This window comes from Clostridium sartagoforme (genome assembly GCF_039521405.1).
GTDB classification, from domain to species: Bacteria; Bacillota; Clostridia; order Clostridiales; family Clostridiaceae; genus Clostridium; species Clostridium sartagoforme.
The window spans coordinates 163,628-183,910 of record NZ_BAAACH010000038.1; the positions used below are offsets into that span (position 1 = coordinate 163,628).

Annotated in this window: 18 protein-coding genes; 16 read left to right on the top strand and 2 right to left on the bottom strand. The window is 26.2% G+C overall.

The features are described 5' to 3' along the window. The first annotated feature begins 112 nt into the window (after positions 1–112). The 5 genes from ABDZ60_RS16355 (at position 113) to ABDZ60_RS16375 (ending at position 6,832) form a co-directional block, all read left to right on the top strand. Positions 113–1,333: a M16 family metallopeptidase gene (locus tag ABDZ60_RS16355; protein WP_343779813.1), complete on the top strand. Its 1,221-nt coding sequence runs from the start codon at positions 113–115 to the stop codon at positions 1,331–1,333. Between the two features lie 22 nt (positions 1,334–1,355). Next, positions 1,356–2,774: an aminotransferase class I/II-fold pyridoxal phosphate-dependent enzyme gene (locus ABDZ60_RS16360; protein WP_343779581.1), complete on the top strand. Its 1,419-nt coding sequence runs from the start codon at positions 1,356–1,358 to the stop codon at positions 2,772–2,774. 704 nt (positions 2,775–3,478) lie between these two features. Then, positions 3,479–5,335, top strand: coding sequence for a molecular chaperone HtpG (gene htpG / locus ABDZ60_RS16365; RefSeq protein WP_343779584.1), 1,857 nt, complete (start codon positions 3,479–3,481; stop codon positions 5,333–5,335). Between the two features lie 152 nt (positions 5,336–5,487). Further along, on the top strand, positions 5,488–6,330 hold the full coding sequence (locus ABDZ60_RS16370) for a pyridoxamine kinase (RefSeq protein WP_047000815.1): 843 nt from the start codon (positions 5,488–5,490) through the stop codon (positions 6,328–6,330). After that, entirely contained in the window at positions 6,314–6,832 is a 519-nt protein-coding gene (locus ABDZ60_RS16375) for a TIGR04002 family protein (RefSeq protein WP_047000816.1), read from the top strand. Before ABDZ60_RS16370 ends, ABDZ60_RS16375 begins: the two co-directional genes overlap by 17 nt. 64 nt (positions 6,833–6,896) lie before the next feature. On the opposite strand, the gene ABDZ60_RS16380 is transcribed toward ABDZ60_RS16375, so the two are convergent. Beyond that, positions 6,897–7,607, bottom strand: coding sequence for an ABC transporter ATP-binding protein (locus tag ABDZ60_RS16380; RefSeq protein ID WP_343779591.1), 711 nt, complete (start codon positions 7,605–7,607; stop codon positions 6,897–6,899). A 19-nt stretch (positions 7,608–7,626) separates the two neighbouring features. Further along, positions 7,627–9,240: a putative ABC exporter domain-containing protein gene (locus ABDZ60_RS16385; RefSeq protein WP_047000817.1), complete on the bottom strand. Its 1,614-nt coding sequence runs from the start codon at positions 9,238–9,240 to the stop codon at positions 7,627–7,629. Positions 9,241–9,414: 174 nt separating this feature from the next. On the opposite strand from ABDZ60_RS16385, the gene lexA reads away from it, so the two are divergent. The 11 genes from lexA to ruvB all read left to right on the top strand — a co-directional run bounded on the left by lexA (position 9,415) and on the right by ruvB (position 20,241). Then, positions 9,415–10,860: a transcriptional repressor LexA gene (gene lexA, locus ABDZ60_RS16390; RefSeq protein ID WP_343779596.1), complete on the top strand. Its 1,446-nt coding sequence runs from the start codon at positions 9,415–9,417 to the stop codon at positions 10,858–10,860. A 202-nt stretch (positions 10,861–11,062) separates the two neighbouring features. Next, positions 11,063–11,269, top strand: coding sequence for a hypothetical protein (locus tag ABDZ60_RS16395; protein ID WP_016208417.1), 207 nt, complete (start codon positions 11,063–11,065; stop codon positions 11,267–11,269). A gap of 104 nt (positions 11,270–11,373) precedes the next feature. Further along, positions 11,374–12,081 (top strand): DUF3784 domain-containing protein, encoded by a 708-nt coding sequence (locus ABDZ60_RS16400; protein WP_343779599.1) that lies wholly within the window; start codon positions 11,374–11,376, stop codon positions 12,079–12,081. Between the two features lie 163 nt (positions 12,082–12,244). Further along, positions 12,245–12,856 (top strand): DNA-3-methyladenine glycosylase, encoded by a 612-nt coding sequence (locus ABDZ60_RS16405; RefSeq protein ID WP_047000818.1) that lies wholly within the window; start codon positions 12,245–12,247, stop codon positions 12,854–12,856. A 74-nt stretch (positions 12,857–12,930) separates the two neighbouring features. Continuing rightward, positions 12,931–13,308 (top strand): hypothetical protein, encoded by a 378-nt coding sequence (locus ABDZ60_RS16410; protein WP_343779603.1) that lies wholly within the window; start codon positions 12,931–12,933, stop codon positions 13,306–13,308. Positions 13,309–13,352: 44 nt separating this feature from the next. Beyond that, entirely contained in the window at positions 13,353–13,796 is a 444-nt protein-coding gene (gene msrB, locus ABDZ60_RS16415) for a peptide-methionine (R)-S-oxide reductase MsrB (RefSeq protein WP_343779606.1), read from the top strand. A gap of 133 nt (positions 13,797–13,929) precedes the next feature. Further along, positions 13,930–16,137, top strand: coding sequence for a stage V sporulation protein D (locus ABDZ60_RS16420; RefSeq protein ID WP_016208412.1), 2,208 nt, complete (start codon positions 13,930–13,932; stop codon positions 16,135–16,137). 19 nt (positions 16,138–16,156) lie between these two features. Beyond that, on the top strand, positions 16,157–17,332 hold the full coding sequence (gene spoVE, locus ABDZ60_RS16425; RefSeq protein ID WP_016208411.1) for a stage V sporulation protein E: 1,176 nt from the start codon (positions 16,157–16,159) through the stop codon (positions 17,330–17,332). Positions 17,333–17,464: 132 nt separating this feature from the next. Continuing rightward, positions 17,465–18,331, top strand: coding sequence for a DegV family protein (locus ABDZ60_RS16430; protein ID WP_047000819.1), 867 nt, complete (start codon positions 17,465–17,467; stop codon positions 18,329–18,331). Positions 18,332–18,600: 269 nt separating this feature from the next. Beyond that, positions 18,601–19,206 (top strand): Holliday junction branch migration protein RuvA, encoded by a 606-nt coding sequence (ruvA, locus tag ABDZ60_RS16435; RefSeq protein ID WP_047000820.1) that lies wholly within the window; start codon positions 18,601–18,603, stop codon positions 19,204–19,206. Between the two features lie 9 nt (positions 19,207–19,215). Next, the gene (gene ruvB, locus ABDZ60_RS16440) at positions 19,216–20,241 is read left to right on the top strand and encodes a Holliday junction branch migration DNA helicase RuvB (RefSeq protein WP_047000821.1); all 1,026 of its coding nucleotides are present in this window, start codon (positions 19,216–19,218) and stop codon (positions 20,239–20,241) included. The last annotated feature ends 42 nt before the right edge of the window (positions 20,242–20,283 follow it).

Consider the following 20,283-nt stretch of genomic DNA (forward strand, 5'->3'; position numbering starts at 1 on the left):
TTGTTGTGAAGCAATCATTTCTTTTATATAACTAAAAAGTTCATAATTCAACAAGGGTAAATTATTTCAATAGCTGTGAATTGTGAACTATCAGCTGAATAAAGGTGGTGAAATTATGGAATTTATATTAAGAAATAAAATAAAACTTATATATACAAAAACTACATCTAACTTAACTTCAATATCCATATCAATAGATGCAGGTGCCTGTAAAGAAAAAAAATTATTAGGAGTAGCTCATGCAACTGAGCATATGCTTTATAAAGGTACAAAAAAGAGAAATGAAGAGAAAATAAATAAAGACTTAAGTAAAATTTTTGGTTTTCAAAATGCTATGACAAATTTTCCTTATGTTATTTATTATGGAACTATGCTAAATGAAGATTTAAAAAATGGTATAGAACTTTTTTCAGATATAATTTTAAATCCCATATTTCCAAGTGAAGGTTTTCAGGAAGAAATGAATGTAATAGTGGAAGAGTTAAAAGAATGGGATGAGGAGTTAGAACAATATTGTGAAGATAGGTTGTTTTTTAATAGTTTCACTGAAAGAAGAATAAAGTATCCTATAATAGGTATAAGTGAGGATTTACAAAAGATAAAACTAAAAGATATACAACAGTTTTATAGAGAAAACTATTTGCCTCATAAGACCTCTATAGCAATAGTATCTTCTTTAGAGTTTGAAGAAGTTAAAAATATGGTAGAAAGATATTTTGAATCTTGGGTAAGTATATATGAGGATAATAGTAAAGAGAATATTAGTTATGAGAATTCTAATTTTGGATTTTATAGAGATATTAAAGATGGGATAAATACTTGTAAGGTTCAAATTATATTTCCAATAAATGATTTAAGTTATAATGAAATAAAAGCTTTAAGAATATTTAATGAGTATTTTGGTGAGGGAGTTAATTCAGTATTATTTGATATATTAAGAACAAAAAACGGTCTTGTATATGATGTTTTAACTAAGATTTCTTACGAAAAGTATATAAAACTCTATAAAATAACTTATAGTACTTCAAAAGAAAACTTAGATAAATCCTTAGAATTAATAAATGAATGCATAAACAAAATAGATATGTTTAAAAAAGATATAAGTGATAATGATATATTAGATTTTATAAAGTCTATAAAATTAAAAAGATGGTTTAGAGAAGAGCAAAATATAATTTTAGCTAAAGAATTATCAACATATAGTACAATGTTTGGTGATTATAAAACATACTCAGATGAGTTTAATAATATTGATTTTATAAACAAAAATTATATCCTAGATGTGGCTAAAAAAGTATTAAAAAACAAATCTATACAAGTTATAAGTAATTAATTTAAATAAAAGGGAGATATTAATGAGTAAAGCACCTTTGTTAGAAGAATTATTAAGGTATCATAAAGAACAAAATTTGATTTTATCAATGCCAGGAAACAAAAGTGGAAAAGCATTTTTAAGAGACTTATTAGGTAAGAAATTTAGAGAATCTTTAGGAGAACTGGATATTACAGAAGTTGATAATCTAGACAATTTACATTGTCCTGAAGGAGTAATAAAAGAGTCAGAAGATCTTTTAGCAAAAACTTATAATGTAAAAAAAGCATATTTTCTTGTAAATGGAAGTTCATCTGGAAACTTAGCGTCAATATTTGCAGCTTTCAATGAAGGCGATGAGGTATTAGTAGAAAGAAATTGCCATAAGTCAATTTATAATGGTATTATTTTGAGAAAGCTTAAAGTAATTTATATAGATTCTGTAGTAGATGAAGAAATGGGAGTATTTCTACCACCTAGGGAAAAAGAGATAGATGAAGCTTTAAATAAATCAACTAATCCAAAAGGAATAATACTTACAAGTCCAAATTATTTTGGAATATCTTATGATATAGAAAATAAAATAATTGAATTAAAAGAAAAGGGATTAAAAGTCATAATTGATAGTGCACATGGAGCTCATTTTGTAATAAGTAGAGAATTACCTAAATCTCTAGTGAATCTTGGTGATTATATTGTACTAAGTGCACATAAAACTTTACCAGCATTGACACAAGGAGCTTACTTATTAGTAAATGATTATAGTGAAAATATAAACTTTTATATTAAAGCGTTTATGACTACATCACCATCATACTTAATAATGGCTTCATTAGATTATTCTAGATATTATTTAGATAATTATGGCAAGGAGGATTATGAGAATTTAGTTGTTTTAGCAGAAAAATGGAAGAGAAAAATAAATCTTTTAGATAAAGCTATAATAGTTAGTGATATGGACTTAAAAGAAGGATATTCAATTGATAGGAGTAGATATTTAGTTATATTAAAAAATGGATATAGTGGCCATAAATTATTAAAATATTTTAAAAGTATTAAAATACAAGGCGAAATGAGTTTTTCCAATGGTGTAGTTCTTATATTATCGCCTTCAAATACAGAAGATGAGTTTGAAAAGATATACTTAGCTATTAAAAATTTAGATATGAATTTACTAAGATTTAATGAGAAAAATGTAGTGTTTCCTAAGATAGCACCAATTAAAGTGTTGGAGCCAAATGAAGTTTTTAATATAAATAGTATAAGCATAAACATAAATGAAGCTTTAAATAAAATAGCAAAAGAATCGATAATTCCATACCCACCAGGAATACCAATAGTTTGTGCTGGCGAAAAGATAACAAAAGAAATTATAGATATCGTTAATGAATATATCCATAATAATTTAAATGTAATAGGTATAGATAATGGATATATTAAGATAATTGAAAATGAAATATAAATGTTTAAAGATGAGTAGGCAACATAATTTTTTGTTTTATATTATTAAGTGGAAGGTTTAAAGATAAATTTTTTACTATAAAAAATGAATTAGCTTTGCCTACTTTTTATAAAATTTAAAGATTATAATAAAATACCAGTTAATAAAGATATAAGACCTGCTAAACAAATAGATATAGTATTGATATTTGTATTTTTAAGACAAACAAGTATTTCAGATTTATTAGTTATAGTATATTTACTATTCCCAAATATTGATTTAAGGACAGAGAAAATACCAAATATTATAAGAGATATTCCAATTATAAAAATATAATAGTTTAAAGGAAAGTTCAATTTTCTTTGTAAATATAATGAGAGTATTAATACAATAAGAATCCAAGAAAAAGTATTTATAGTGAGCTTTTTCATAATAAAACCTTCTTTACAAATTAATAAGTAATAGACTATATCAATATTATATATCTCTAAGGAATTATTTTACAATACATTTTGTTAAGATATTATAAGAAAAAGATATGTAAATAATAGAAGATTAAAAAATTAAAGAAAATACTAGATAATTAAAGCTTTATTTTATAAATACAAAATTTATTGTTCTAATATTTAATAATAGTAATTCAAACACTTAAATAAATCTTAGTAAAGATTGACAGAAGAAATTCTTTTAAATAAAATATTTACAGGAAAGAGGAGGGAATAATTATGGAGAAAAATAAAGGAAATATTTCAATACATACAGAAAATATTTTTCCAATTATAAAAAAATGGTTATATTCTGATAAAGATATATTTATTAGAGAGCTTATTAGTAATGGGTGTGACGCTATAAGCAAGTATAAGAGGTTAGTTTCATTGGGAGAAGCAAAAGAAAATGAAAATGAAAAATATAAAGTTACAGTTTCGTTAAATAAAGATAATAAAACTTTAAAAATTATTGATAATGGAATTGGAATGACGGAAGAAGAAATTAAAAAATATATAACTCAAGTAGCGTTTTCAGGAGCAGAAGATTTTATAGAAAAATACAAAGATAAAATGGATGAGAGTACAGATATAATAGGTCATTTTGGTCTAGGATTTTATTCAGCATTCATGGTTGCTAAGAGAGTTCAAATAGATACATTATCTTATTTAAAAGAAGCAGAAGCAGTAACATGGATTTGTGATGGCGGCACAGAATATGAAGTATCTCCATGTGACGATAAAAAAGAAAGAGGAACAACTATAACTCTTTTTATTGATGATGATAGTAATGAATTTTTGGAATTATATAAAGTGAAACAAATAATAGAAAAGTATTGTTCTTTCTTACCTATAGAAATATATTTAGAAGAAGAAGATCATGAGGTTAAGGAAGAAGATAATAAACCTTTAAATGATATAACTCCATTATGGATAAAGTCTCCAAAAGATTGTACGGATGAAGAGTATAAAGAATTTTATAAAAAAGTATTTATGGATTTTAATGATCCATTATTTTGGATTCATTTAAATGTAGATTATCCATTTAATTTAAAAGGAATATTATATTTCCCTAAACTAAAGCATGAATTAGAAGCTACTGAAGGACAAGTAAAGTTATATAATAACCAAGTTTTTGTTGCTGACAATATAAAAGAAGTTATACCAGATTTCCTACTATTATTAAAGGGAACAATAGATTGTCCAGATTTACCTTTAAATGTTTCAAGAAGTTTCCTTCAAAAAGATAAAGACGTTGTAAAAATATCTAAGCATATAGTTAAAAAAGTAGCAGATAAATTAGTTGGACTATATAAAAATGAAAAAGAAAATTTTAATGGTTTCTGGAAGGATATTCAAATATTTATTAAATACGGTTGTTTAAGAGATGAAAGCTTCTATGATAAGATAAAAGATATTATCATTTTTAGAAGATTAAATGGTGAATATATAACCTTAAAGGAATATTTAGAAGATAATAAAGATAAACATGAAAATAAAGTTTTTTATGTAACAGATGAGAAACAACAATCACAATATATTAAAATGTTTAAAGAAGCAGATTTAGATGCTTTAATTTTAGATTGTTCAATAGATAATCATTTTATTAGCTTCTTAGAATCAAAAGAAAATAGTGTCACATTTACTAGAATAGATTCTGACATTTCTGAAACACTTAAAAATAATGAAAGTGAAGATTTGAAAGAAGCAAATATTAAATTAGAAGAATTATTTAAAGAAGCAACTTTAAATAAAGTAAATAGTATTAAAGTTGAAAATTTGAAAAATTCAGGGACACCTGCTATTATACTAGTTTCAGAGCAATCAAGAAGAATGCTTGAAATGAGCAAAATGTTCGGCGGGATGGAAATGCCAAACATGTTTGTGGAAGAAAAAACTTTAGTTATAAATAATAATAACTCAATAATTAAAAAATTAGCGTCATTAGATTATGAAAATAAAAAAGATGATATTAATTTAATATGTAAATATATTTTAGATTTAGCGTTAATATCTAATAAGGAATTAAATGCTGAAGAAATGAATGATTTTATTAATAGAAGTAATGAGTTATTAAATAAAGTAATAGAATTATAAAGTAAAATTAAAAGATATTAATAAAAAATAGAGCTATTTAAAATTAATAGTTCTATTTTTTTTATTGATTTTAACATTGTATCGGTACAATAGACAAAATGTAATTATTGGATTATTATAAAATAAATACTTAATAAAAAGCGGGTGCACTTATGAATTGGGTAAAAAAGGTAGCAACAATAAATGATTTATCTGGAATAGGAAGATGTTCACTAACAGTAGCACTTCCAATATTATCAGCTTTAGGGGTACAATGTTGTCCATTTCCGACAGCTATACTTTCTTCTCAGACTGGATTTGATAAATTTTCATTTTTAGATATAACTAATGAAATGAATAATTATAAAAAAGTTTGGAAAGAGTTGAATATAAAATTTGATTGTATATATAGTGGTTTTTTAGGTTCAGAAAAGCAAATTGATATAGTGTTAGATTTTGTGTTAGATAATAAAAATTCTTTAATTGTTATAGATCCTGTTATGGGGGATAATGGAATGATTTATGATACTTTCACAGAAAATATGTGCAATAAAATGAAAAAACTTATCTCTATTGCAAATATAGTAACACCAAATTTAACTGAGGCTTGCATATTAACAGGTGAAGATTATAAAAAGAATAAGATGAGTGATGAAATAATAAAAGAAATTGCTGTTAAAATATCCGAAATGGGTCCTAAAAAAGTTATTATTACAGGAATAATAAGAGAAAATAAAATTTACAATTTTGTTTATGATAAAGAAGAAGATAAAGTTTTTATGGTAAAAGAATATTTTAATAATGAGTCTTATAGTGGAACTGGAGACATATTTACATCAATAATTATAGGGTTATTATTAAATGGACATGATTTGAATTTTGCTATTAAAGAAGCTTCTAACTTTATATATGAAGCTATTCAATATACATCTAAATTTAAAACTAATCCTAAGGAAGGGATAATGTTTGAAGCATTTTTAAAGGAGTTGATTTTGATAAATGAAAGAAAATATTAAAACAAGAAATTTAGTAATAACAGCACTTTTTGCAGCATTAATATATGTAATAACAGCATTTTTGCATATTCCTACAGGGTTTAATGGGGGATATATTCATTTAGGTGATATTCTTATATATTTATCAGCTGTATTATTACCCACACCTTATGCTATGATATCCGCAGCAATAGGGGCTGGGCTTTCAGATGCATTATCTGGAGGAATGCTTTGGGTTTTACCAACAATAATAATTAAGCCAGTTATGGTATTATTTTTTACATCTAAAGATAATAATATTATTTGCAAAAGAAATATAAGTGCTGTATTTTTAGCAGGAATAGTAGGATGGTTTGGATATTATTTGGCTGGAGGAATTATATCAGGAAATTTTATAGCACCACTTGCAACTTTTTTTATGGAGTTAATACAACCTATAGCAAGTGGAATAATATTTCTAATGCTTAGTTATTCTTTAGATAGGATAAAAATTAGAAAAAGATTATCTTTACAAGTAAAATAATTTAAATATTATAATAAAGTAAGTATAATAAATATGGCTGTCTCAAGGACAGCCATATTTATTATTAAGCATTATCAATTATTTTAAAGAATAAATCTTCTATGTTGCCCATTTCGTTGTATTTTTCTTTTAAATATTCCTTGCTTCCACAGTCTACTATTTTACCTTCTTTCATTAAAATCATAGTATCACTAATTTCTTCCATTGAAGCTAATATGTGAGTACTAACCAGTATAGTCTTCCCAAGAGATTTTATTTTAGATAGCATATCTCTAAATTCCTTTATTCCATTTGGATCTAACCCTACAAATGGCTCATCAATTAAAATTATATTTGGATCATGAATTAATGCCATTATAATAGAAACTTTTTGTTTCATACCTTTAGATAAATCTTTAGCAAGAGAATCTTTCTTATTAGATAAATTGAAAATATTCATTAAATCTTCAGCTTTGCTTGTCCAATCCTTGATTTTATAAGCTAGAGCTATAAATTTAAAATGTTCCCAAACTGTTAATAAATTATATAAATCAGGTGTTTCTGGTATATATGCTAAGGTTTCTCTTATAGTTCTATCTTTAGTTGACTTGCCATCTATTAAAACATCACCGCAATCTTTTCTTAATAGAGAAAGTATGCATTTTAAGGTAGTAGTCTTACCAGCACCATTTGGACCACATAATATGGCTATTTCCCCAGTATTTAAACTAAATGATATATTATCAATTGCTTTATTTTTCTTAAATGATTTAGACAAATTTTTTACTTCTAACATATTTTCCTCCTATTAATTCTTAATACTCTATAAGATCGAATAGTTTATTGCATAATAATATTAATAAACCTAGATAAAGACCTATTATTACAGTTAATACTCCAAAAGCTATATAAGTATTAAGTGTTAATCCATATGTAGCTCCAGTTGCTAAAAATGGAATCATTATAATTATCATTAATACAAAGGTTGCAAGCATTCCAGGGCCAGATTCATTATCTTTTGGCATAAGAAGTATCAATATTAAATTAAGCAATTTTATTACAAGAGAAAATGCTAGTGTTAGTATATAACATCCTATTCCTAAGATTAAGAATTCTGAATTTAAAACAATTGAAGGTATAAGCATTATACTAATTCTAATTAGTAATACTAAAAGCTCATCTAAGACTGTAGAAAGAATTTTATTTATTGGTTTTCCAGGGATAATGTATATATACACATTTTTTAATTCTCTAGACAACTCAGAAAAGTTAGATGAAATAAGACCTATATAAACTGTTCCAACTGAAATTGCGATAATTGAAATTAATTGATTTCCTTGTAATGTTACATATCCCCCTATAGCGCCAATAATAATGTTAAATAAGAATAACAAATATTTCTTTAATGAAGTTTGTTTTCTTTTTCTAATAATAGAAGATTTCCAATATAATGATAGCACTCCCCATCTTTCTTTAGAGTTACTATTTAAGTTAACATTTTTTATTTCCTTTTCCATTTGTGAATGAACATCTTTTTTATTATTTTTTAATTGCTTAATCCTTTCATTTTGTACAGATACTTTTTCAGCTATTTCTTCATAGTAGTCAGTATTTAGAGCTGTAAATAAAAAACAATTAAGTACAGTTAATACAATTAAGTACACTATGTCGAATATTGGTGGTGTAACTGTTTCAGTTAAAAGTAATGATATAAAGTTTATAATAGAACAAACTACTGGTAACTTAACCAGAAAACTATCAAAAATAGAAAGAGATAATTCAAAAAAGTTAAAGTTAAATGTCCATAGTTTATATAAATAAAATAAAACTATTAAGCATGTAATACCTTGTAATATGTAGGATATAATCTTAAACTTTTTTATTAGACCTGTTTTAACTTTCAATGCAAAAAATAAGTATGATAGCGAAATAAATAATAAGAATATAAAGAAGAAACCAAAAGCTATTGGTAATAATCCTATTAATGATAAATTAGTTGAAGCTAAAAGCATAAGTATAATGAAAAGAATACTTAAGAAGAAACTAGCTACACCTTTTATAGCACTACGAGCCATAGAATAAAAAAGTATTATTTTGTTATTCAATGGTGAAGGAAATAAATAATTAATATCTGAAATTGAAAAGTTACTTGGTGCATAATCATTTAAATAATGTGCTAAAACAAATAATATAATAATAACAGATAGTACAGCTATTATTCCAAGTGAAGCTTGTTGAATTTCTGATGTTATAGATATTTTAGATTCATTTTTAAATATTGAAATAATAATTGAAGAAAAACAGACTCCAAAGAAAATAATAATTGAAAATAGTTTTTTTAGAAAGAGAATTGGATTAGTGAAAATTTGAAAAAAGAAATTTTTAATTTTTAAAAGATCTAAATATATTAAAACTTTTAAATCATTCATTTAAATACCTCCCAAAGTTGTTTGTTAAATTATAGCAAATAATATTATATATAACAAGAAGAATGTTAAATTATAGTCAATACACTTAAACATCACTACTTTTTAATAGTGATTATTTGACATAAACTATTATAGAATATATGATTATAGTACATAAAACATAAGAAGGATACGGTGGTGAAGGTAATGGATTTTTCTAATATTCAACACAGATTTATAAATCATAAAAATTCAGGATATCAAATGCTAAAGGGTAATGAAGGTACAGGAAAGAGTACTGCATCGATATATAAAACAATAAATTTAGAAAATAATTACTGCATTTATGAGGAGGACAAGATTTTACTTGTAACATCTAATTACACTAAAGCTCATGAAGCAATAGAACTTTATAAAAAAGAAAGTAGTGAGAATTATTTTTATTCATTATTTTCATTAGAAAAAGATAGAGTAAATATTGTATCAATAGAAGAACTTATTGATACATATTCTAAAGCATTTAGAAGAAAAAAAGGACTAGCTATGCAGGTTATAGATAAAATAAAGTCTTTAGAGATTTTGAAAGACTTAGAGGATGAAATATTATTATTTCATAAAAAATCTAAATTTCTTCAAAAAGTAACAATTGAGTTTGTATTAGAAGAAATTTTATGGATTAAAGCAAGTAATCTTTCTAAAAAGGAATATTTAGAAGTTGATAGAAAAGGTAGAGGTGGAAGAATCAAAAAATCTTCTTACACAAGAGAGGCTATATATAAAATTAAAGATTTATATAATGATAAATTAATTGCTAAAGGATACATGGATGAATATGACCATGTTTTATATGCTATCTTGTATATAAATAATCATGGTGGCCTATATAGTCATATCATATTAGATGATATGGAGAAGTTTACTAAGGGTGAAATAGATTTTATAAAAGCTATTTATAAAAATATGGCTCATTCTTCATTTATTTTTGTGTTAAATAATGAACTCAATAATAAAGAAAATTCCTGGATGATTAAAGGAAGAAAAGTAAATACTTTAGGTGTTGATGTAAAAGGAAAAAGCTTTAATTTCAAAATCAAATATGAAGAAGAGAAGAAAAAACAAGTAAATACAGTTGAAAAATATAGATATATTAACTTAAAAAACAAGGGAATTATAGAGTTTAATATAGACACTGCTTCGAATAAAAAAGAAATATTTGAAGGAAATGATATTTGTTATAACGAAAATGAATTAGAAGATATTCCAATGTTTAATAATATAGCAGCTGGAACACCTATAGAAATAAATGATAATATAGAAGGTAACTTTTATATACCAAAGTATTGGCTTGAAAGAGGAAAAGATATATTTATCTTAAGAGTAAAAGGAGATTCTATGGTGGAAAAAGATATTTGTGATGGGGACTTAGTTGTTATTAAAAAGCAAGGCACAGCAAATCACAATGAAATAGTAGCTGCAAGTTTAGATGGAGAGGCAACATTAAAAACATTAAACTTAAATGGTGATTCACCGAAGTTAATGCCAGCCAATTCCTTATATGCTCCAATTAATTTAGAAAATAAAGAAGTTAATATATTAGGAGTTGCAATTGGAATAATAAAACAGGATTTATCTCACAATTAAGAAGATAAAGAGGTAGATATTAAATTAAATCTATTATGTAATAAGCTTTTAAGTTTAGAAATTTTATAAGCAATTTCTTCTATAAATTATAATTATTAAAGATAATTATAAAAATATTTCCTGGAAAATAAAGTAAATCAACATAATAATGCTTTTTGACTAATACATATTTTATATAAGTTAAAATATGTAGGAGGTTTTTATGAATCTAGAATTTTTAAATGATAAAAAAAGAAAAATATTAGATAATATTAATTATGCTAAAAACTCTGATATAAATAAGGTTTCAGCAATACTTATGTGTAATGATGAAGAGGTACAAAAAGAATTATTAGCTTGGTTAGCATTAGAAGGGTACAAGGTTTCATTAATAAAAGATGAAATAAATATTTTAACAATTGAATGGTAAGAAAAATGACTAACAACATTGATAACAACATAAATAAAGCGTATAATTAACCATATAAAGAGTTAGGTGAAATAGAAATGTAGAAGGTTGGGGTGAGGTTTGTTATGCTATCTATAATATTCATTTCTGTTATTTGCATAATATTTATAGTATTAGGAGTAGCTATTAGTAAATATAAATGTTACTGGTTAATATCAGGGTATAATACGCAGTCTAAAGAAGAAAAATCTAAAGTGGATATCGAAAAAATAGCGAAACATATGGGAAGAATGTGTTATTTAATAGCCTTTTTAATATTTATAGGAGCTATAGTTTCAAAATATTTTCAAATTTCTATATTACCTTTTATAATTACTTTATTAATTATTGTATTTGGGTATTTAATATATATGCAAAAATTTGATCATAATAAAAAGAGCAAATCAGAAATAATGGTAATGGTAGTTATAGGATTTATAACATTTGCTATTATGATTATAACATTTTCATTTGGCAATGAAGCCAATAATATTATAATTAAAGAGGACGCTATAGTTATAGATGGAAGCTATGGAATTACTTTAAAAAGAGAAGATATAAAAGAAATAAAGCTTGTAGATAATATTCCAGAAATAGGATTTAAGAGCAATGGATATAGTGATGGTGGTGCTATTAAAAAAGGTGATTTTAAGTTGGAAAATGGAGAAAAAGTTAAACCTTATGTCCAAAGTAATAAAGGACCATACATTAAAATTTCAACGGTAAATTTTGACGTATATATAAATTATAAAGATATATCTTTAACAAACCAATCATTTAATAATTTAAAATAGCTGAGATAGAGAAGCTTATAGGGCTTTTCTATTTTTTTATTATAGTTAAAATTAAATAAGTCATAAATATGAAATAATTAGGGAATAAATATGGTAGTATAATAAATAATAAAGTTATAAAAGATAATTAATTTTATAATATTTTGATATCTGGAGATTTATTATGATGATTGAAAAAGAATTTTATAGGCAAGGAGCTATTGAAGTAGCTCAAAGTATATTAGGACATTACTTAGTTAGAGAAATTGATGGTATAAAAATTAAATCTAAAATAGTAGAAACAGAAAGTTATATAGGAGCTACAGATAAAGCTTGTCATGCGTATAATTATAAAAAAACAGAGAGAACAAAACCTTTGTTCGAAGAAGGCGGAATAGCGTATGTTTATTTTATTTATGGGTTATATCATTGTTTTAATATAGTAACTAATATAAAAGATGAGCCAGAGGCAGTTTTAATAAGAGCTGTTGAACCTATTGATAATTTTGATTATTTATCTAATATTAGATTTAAGAAAAGTTATAATGAGTTAACAAATGTACAAAAGAGAAATTTAACCAATGGACCATCTAAGCTATGTACTGCTTTAAGTATTACAAGAGAAGATAACTATAAAAAGTTATATCTAAATAATGGATTATATCTAGAATATAATGAAAGCAAAAATATTGAAATAGTTAAAACCACCAGAGTAGGAATAGATTATGCAGAAGAAGCTAAGGATTTTAAGTGGAGATTTTATATTAAAGATAACCCATATGTTTCAAAAAAATAAATACAAATGGAATGAATATTTATTTTAAAGAGGAAAAAAACTATTAGTGATTATAAACTAAGGAGGAAATTAAAATGAAGTTAAAAAAATTATTAATAGTAATTTGTTTATTGACTATTTTTTCAGGAATTTTAGTTGGAGCAAAACCAGAGAAAGGAATATCAGCTAAAAGTCCAGTTGTAATAGGAGAAGTATTAGAAGTACAAAAATCAGAAGATGGAAATACAAGAGTTACTATACAGGGTTATATAAAGGGAAAGGAAGTTAATAAAATAACTGTAGTTGGGATAATAGATAATGAAACAAAAGTTATGAATTCAACAAATGATAAAAAAGAAGATATAGTTATTGACAAGGGAGACTTAGTATATGCAAGAGTAAATGAAGCTATGACTAAGTCAGAACCCCCACAAACAGTTATTAAAAGAATATTTATTACTAAGAATAAATAGAAATTTTATTCAAATGGCTTTATAATATAAATGGAGGGTGTAGTATGACAAATATAAAAAAAGAAGAATTAAAAAGTAAATTAACAGAAATTCAATATAAAGTTACACAGGAAAATGCTACAGAGCCACCTTTCATAAATGAATATAATGATAATTTTAAAGAAGGAATTTATGTAGATATAGTTTCTTTAGAACCATTATTCATTTCAACGGATAAATTTAATTCTGGTTGCGGATGGCCAGCTTTTTCAAAACCAATAGATAGAAAATTAATTGAAGAAAAAGTAGATAAAAGCCATGGTATGGTGAGAACAGAAGTAAGAAGTAAAAATTCAGATTCTCATTTAGGCCATGTGTTTTGTGATGGACCAAAAGAATTAGGTGGACTTAGATATTGTATTAATTCTGCAGCATTAAAATTTATACCTAGAAATGAAATGAAAGAAAAGGGCTACGAAAAATATTTAGATTTGTTTGAAAATAAATAGTAAAGGTGGTATCCACTTTTACTTTTTATTTAAATTAAAATAAAGGGAATAATTTACATAATGAATTTATTTTTGTTATAATTAAGGGACAACCTATCAATAAAATATTTAAATAGTTGTATGGGAGAAGAAGATGAGCAATAGAGACAAAACTACTAAAAGAAGAAATAGTAAAACTAAAGGTATTTATTCAAGAGAAAGGGCATTATATAGCAGCATAATTATCTGTATAATATTTTTAGCTTTAATAGGACGGTTAACTTATATTATGATATATAAAAATAAAGAATATAAGCATATGGCTCAAGGTCAATGGAACTCTCAAGTAACTGTAGAAGCAGATAGGGGAGATATAAAAGATAGAAGTGGGTCAATACTAGCAACTTCAATAGATGTATATAGAGTAGATTTAGATTTAAAAGCAATAGATACATATATAACAGATGAAGAAATTGCAAAAGATAAAGTTGTGGAAAGTCTAGCTACTGCTTCAGGATTAACGATAGATGAGGTAAATAAAAAGTTAAATCCAATTAATGAAGAAGGCATTGAAGTAAAAACTAGTACTCTTATTACTGGAATTGAAAAAGAAGTTGCTGATAAAATTAAGGCTTTAGATATATATGGGGTTATTATTTCAATAAATCCCAAAAGATACTATCCAAATAATAACTTCTTAGCCCATGTATTAGGTGGTGTAAATTCTGATAATGTTGGGTTAAATGGGGTAGAGCTTGAGTATAACGCTCAGCTAAAAGGTTTAGCAGGATATAAAATAGCAGAAGTAGATGGTTCGCTAAAAGAATTACCGTTCCAGACTATAAAATATGCGAGCCCTGTTAACGGTAATGATGTTACATTGACTATAGATGAAAATATCCAATTAATGGCAGAAAAAGCTGCTGAAAAGGGATTTGAAGATAATAAAGCTAAAGAAGTTTCAATAATAGTTATGAATCCAAATAATGGTGAAATTTTAGCTATGGTAAATAAGCCAGATTTTAATCCTAATAATCCATATGAAGAATATGAAAAGTTTGATGGAGAAAATGATTTTGAAAAACTTCAAAATATGTTTAGAAATAGTGCTATAAGCAATAATTTTGAACCAGGATCAACATTTAAAAATATTACTATGGCAGCTGCAATAGAAGAAGGAGTTGCACATGAAAATGATACATTTTATTGTGATGGAGGGGTGAAGTTTGGTTCAACAACTATAAAATGCTGGAATACAGCTGGACACGGGACTCAAACTCTTCCTCAAATATTACAGAATTCCTGTAATGTAGGATTTATGGAATTAGGATCTAGATTAGGTAGTGCAAAACTAAGAGAGTATATAGATAAATTTGAATTTGGTAAATTAACTAAAATTGATCTTCCAGGGGAATCAGAGGGAATAATAAAATCAGTAAGTGATATGAGTGAAATGGATTTAGCAACTATATCTTTTGGACAAACTAATACTGTAAGCAGCATTCAACTTATGAGAGCATTTAATGCAATAGCAAATGGAGGAACCTTAATTCAACCTCATATGATGAAAGAGATATCTCATGAAGCTAGCAATGGAACAAAAGTTATAGATGAACAATTTAATCCAATTATAGAAAAAAGTATAATTTCAGAAGCAACAACAGCAACATTAAGAGATTATTTAGAAAGAACTATAAATCAAGGTCAGGAAATAGGGGCCTTTATGGGAAAAGATAGAAGAGTTGGAGGAAAGACAGGAACAGCTCAAAAAGTTGATCCTATATTAGGAGGATACTCAGCAGATAAATATATAGCCTCTGTAGTTGCTCTATATCCTGTGGAAAATCCACAAGTAACTATATTTATAAAAGTTGAAGATCCAAGTGCAGGAAATTATTATGGTGGCCCAGTAACAACTCCAATATTAAAATCATTATTATCTGAAATATTTACTTATATGGATTCTCAAGTTTATACTGAAAGATATTCATATAAGAATAAAGTAGTAGTACCTGAACTAAGAGGGAAATCAGTTAATGAAGCTAAAAAGATATTAGAAAATAGTAAATTAAATATTGATATAGGTAAAGATACTTCAAAAGTAACTAATATGGAACCATATCCAGGCTCATTAGTTGAAGAAAATGCTGTTATAAGTTTGAATGTAGATGATTATAAAAATGATATTGATAAGCTTATAATGCCAGATTTAAAAGGTAAAACTTTGGAAGAAGCAACTAATATTTTAAATAGTTTGGAAATAACATATAAAACCAATGGAAGTGGAGTAGTAGAAAGTCAAGATGTTATTGCTGGAAAACTAATTGAAAAAGGAACAAAAGTAAAATTAGATTTGAAATAATAAGATAGTAGGAGATAAGATGGATAAAGTAAGAGCGTTAAGTATAAAAGGGAGAAGTAGAAGCCGGTCAACTTCAAGAAGAAAAAAAATAAAAATGAAAAATATTGATTATAGTTTGTTATGTGCTATATTAGTCTTGCTAGTTATAGGAATAATTATGGTATATTCATCAAGTTCATACTATGCTTTATACCAAAAAGATGTATATAATTCAGATTTTTATTTTTTTAAAGAAATAACATGGTCTGTAGTAGGTATAATAGGAATGCTTGTTACAATGTCCATAGATTATCACATATATAAGAGATGGACACCTTGGATAGTATTAATTACATTAGGATTATTAGTAGTGGTTTTATTTGCTGGTGCAGATATAAATGGAGCTGTTAGATGGATAAGACTTGGACCGTTATCTTTTCAACCATCTGAGCTAGCAAAATATGTAGTTGTTCTTTATTTAGCATTATTAATAGATCAAAGAAAAGGAAAAATCAAGAAATTTGCAGAAGGAACAATATTTTATTTAGCTATAGCAGGAGTTTTTGCATTACTAATATTACTTGAAAAAAACCTAAGTATAACTGCTATAGTTATGATGGTTGCATTTGTTATGATATTAGCAGGTGGAGCTAAAATAAGTCATTTACTTTCACTTATTCCAATGGGATTAGCAGCAGGAATGGGATTGATTTTTATAGAAAGCTATAGGCTAAAAAGACTTACAAGCTTTTTAAATCCATGGGCAGATACATCAGGAGATAGCTATCAACTTATACAATCTCTTTATGCTCTTGGTTCAGGTGGATTATTTGGTGTAGGACTTGGAAATTCAAGGCAGAAAGCTCTTTTTATGCCTGAACCACATAATGACTTTATATTTGCTATTATAGGTGAAGAATTGGGGCTTATTGGATGTATATTTATAATTTGTCTTTTTATATTTATAGCAATAAAGGGGACATCTATAGCAGTTAAAGCAAGAGACAATTATGGGTATCTACTTGCTATTGGAATAATTTCAGTAATTTCTATACAAGCTATAATAAATATTGCAGTTGTAACTGGATCTATGCCTGTAACAGGTGTTCCAATGCCACTTATAAGTTATGGTGGAACATCCTTAGTTTTTAATTTATCAGCAATTGGAATATTATTAAATATTTCAAGACAAGGTAAAGAAGAGGAATTAAATTGATAAATAATGTATATATTTATTATATAAGTTTATATATTTTTAAATCTTTATTAAGTTAATGGAAAAAATTTATATATAGATGTATAATAGACGCATATTAAAAACTATAAAATATGTTTGGAGGAGATGACTATGAAGACAGTTATTTTAACAGATTCTTGTTGTGATTTACCTATAGATTTTGTGAAAGAAAACAATATAGAAGTAATGCCACTTAGAGTTAACATAAAAGGTAAGGAAATTAAAGATGATTTGGGGCAGAGTATAGAGTATAAAGCGTTTTATGATATGATAAGAGAAGGAGAAATGCCTTCAACATCGCAGGTTAATGCATATGAATTTACAGAGGTTTTTGAGAAATATTCTAACCAAGGCTATTCAATAATTTATATAGGTTTTTCATCAGCATTAAGTGGATGTGTAAATAGTGCAAGAATAGCGAAAGAAAATGTTGAAGGAGAAATTTCTTCAGCGGATATAACTATAATAGATACAAAATGTGCATCTATGGGGTTAGGGCTGGTAGTTTACTATGCAGCTAGTATGCTTAAAAATGGAGCAAGTAAAGACGAGGTAGTAGCTTGGATAGAAGATAATAAATTAAAAGTTAACCATTGGTTCACAGTAGATGATTTAAATCATTTAAAAAGAGGTGGAAGGGTATCTAGTACTGCTGCTATAGTAGGAACTATGTTAAATATAAAGCCTATATTACATGTAGATGATGAAGGAAGATTAATACCTGTATCTAAAGTAAAGGGAAGGAAAAAATCAATTAAGGGTTTGCAAGAAAGTTTGAAAGAGCGAATTATAAAGCCAGAAGAACAAACAATATTTATAAGCCATGGAGATTGTTTAAGTGAAGCTGAACATTTAAAGGATTTAATTTTAGATGAAGTACAGGTTAAAGAAGTTATTATAAATAATGTAGGTCCAGCAGTAGGTTCACATTCAGGGCCTGGGACAATTGCATTATTTTTTATTGGAGAGAGTAGGTAATAAAATAAATATATAAAAATTAATAAATTTATTGGTATTATTCATTAGTATTTAAAAAGATTAATATATAAAAGAGTTATCTAAAATTCATTTTAGATAACTCTTTTATATATCTGATAAAATTAGTATTACTTATATTTTATATTGTTAATTACTTTAATCAATAAATTGAATAAGTTGAATTATTTTTTAGATAATGTTAAAGTGTAATATAGGTTAAAATATAATTATTACACTTTAAGAAAAATGGCATTGGAGGGGTTGGTTGTATGTATGAATACATAGTAGGGATATATAAAGGGATATATAAAGATTATATTATTATTGAAAATAATGGAATCGGATACAAAATATTTACATCAGGAGCAACTATGTCATCTATGCCTAAAGTTGACGATGAAGCTAAACTTTATATTGAGCAAATAGTAAGAGAAGATTTTATTGGATTATATGGATTTAATTCTAGGGAAGAACTTGAAATGTTTAAGTTACTTCTTTCTATAAATGGAGTTGGTTCAAAAGCAGCGTTATCATTATTATCTATCAGTAGAATAAACAACTTGAAATATGCAATAATGATGGGAGATGAAAAGCATCTTTGTAGAGCACCTGGAATCGGGAAGAAGACGGCGGCAAGAATTATACTAGAGCTTAAAGATAAAATAAAGAAAGAAGAAATGATTAGTGGAATTCAAGATTCAGGAGAGTTTGAAGATTTAGTTCCAACCAATGCAAGTAATATAGCAGAGGCATTAGGAGCGCTTTTAGCTCTTGGTTATTCAGAAAAAGAAGCAGAAGCTTCGATTAAAAAAGTTGACAGAACAGATACATTAGAAAACATAATAAAAAATTGTTTAAAGGTTCTTATGGGATAGAGGTGAGCTATGGAAAGAATAATAACACCACAAGAAATCTTTGAAGATGGTAATGCTTTAAGTTTAAGACCTCAAAGTTTAGATGAGTATATAGGTCAAGATAAAGTAAAGGAAAGGTTAAGTATATTCATAAAAGCAGCCCAAAATAGAAGTGAAGCTTTAGATCATGTATTGCTTTATGGTCCACCAGGACTTGGGAAAACTACACTAGCTAATATAATAGCAAAAGAAATGAATGGAGAACTTAAGATAACTTCAGGTCCAGCGATAGAAAGAGCCGGAGATTTAGCTGCAATATTAACTACTCTTAAGGATAATGATGTTTTATTTATAGATGAAATTCATAGATTAAATAGAAATGTAGAAGAAATACTTTATCCGGCTATGGAGGATTATGTTCTTGATATTGTCATAGGAAAAGGAGCGGCAGCAAAATCTATAAGATTAGATTTGCCTAAATTTACTTTAATAGGAGCAACTACAAGAATAGGTATGTTAACAGCTCCACTAAGAGATAGATTTGGGGTTCTATGTGATATGCAATACTATACAGAAGAACAACTTAGAGAAATTATAATTAGATCTGCTTTCGTATTGAAATGTGATATAACAGAAGAAGGAGCATATGAGCTTGCCAGAAGGTCTAGAGGAACTCCAAGAATAGCCAATAGATTATTAAAAAGAGTCAGGGATTATGCAGAGGTCTATTCAGATTCTCTTATAAGTTATAAAGAAGCAAAGGCAGCGCTTGAACTGTTAGAAGTAGATGATAAGGGCTTTGATAGAGTTGATAATAAAATTTTAGAAGCAATAATAGATAATTTTAATGGAGGTCCTGTAGGTATAGAAACACTTTCGTATTTTATAGGAGAAGAGCTTGGAACTATAGAAGATGTTTATGAACCATATTTATTGCAAACAGGGTTCATAGTAAGAACTTCAAGAGGTAGAGTTGCGACAGAAAAAGCATACGAGCATTTAGGAAGAAGCAAGAAGATAAGAAAAGTAACTGGAGAACAACAAAAGTTATTTTAAAGATAATTTAATTCATAGATAAAATAGATTGGGAGAAGAAAA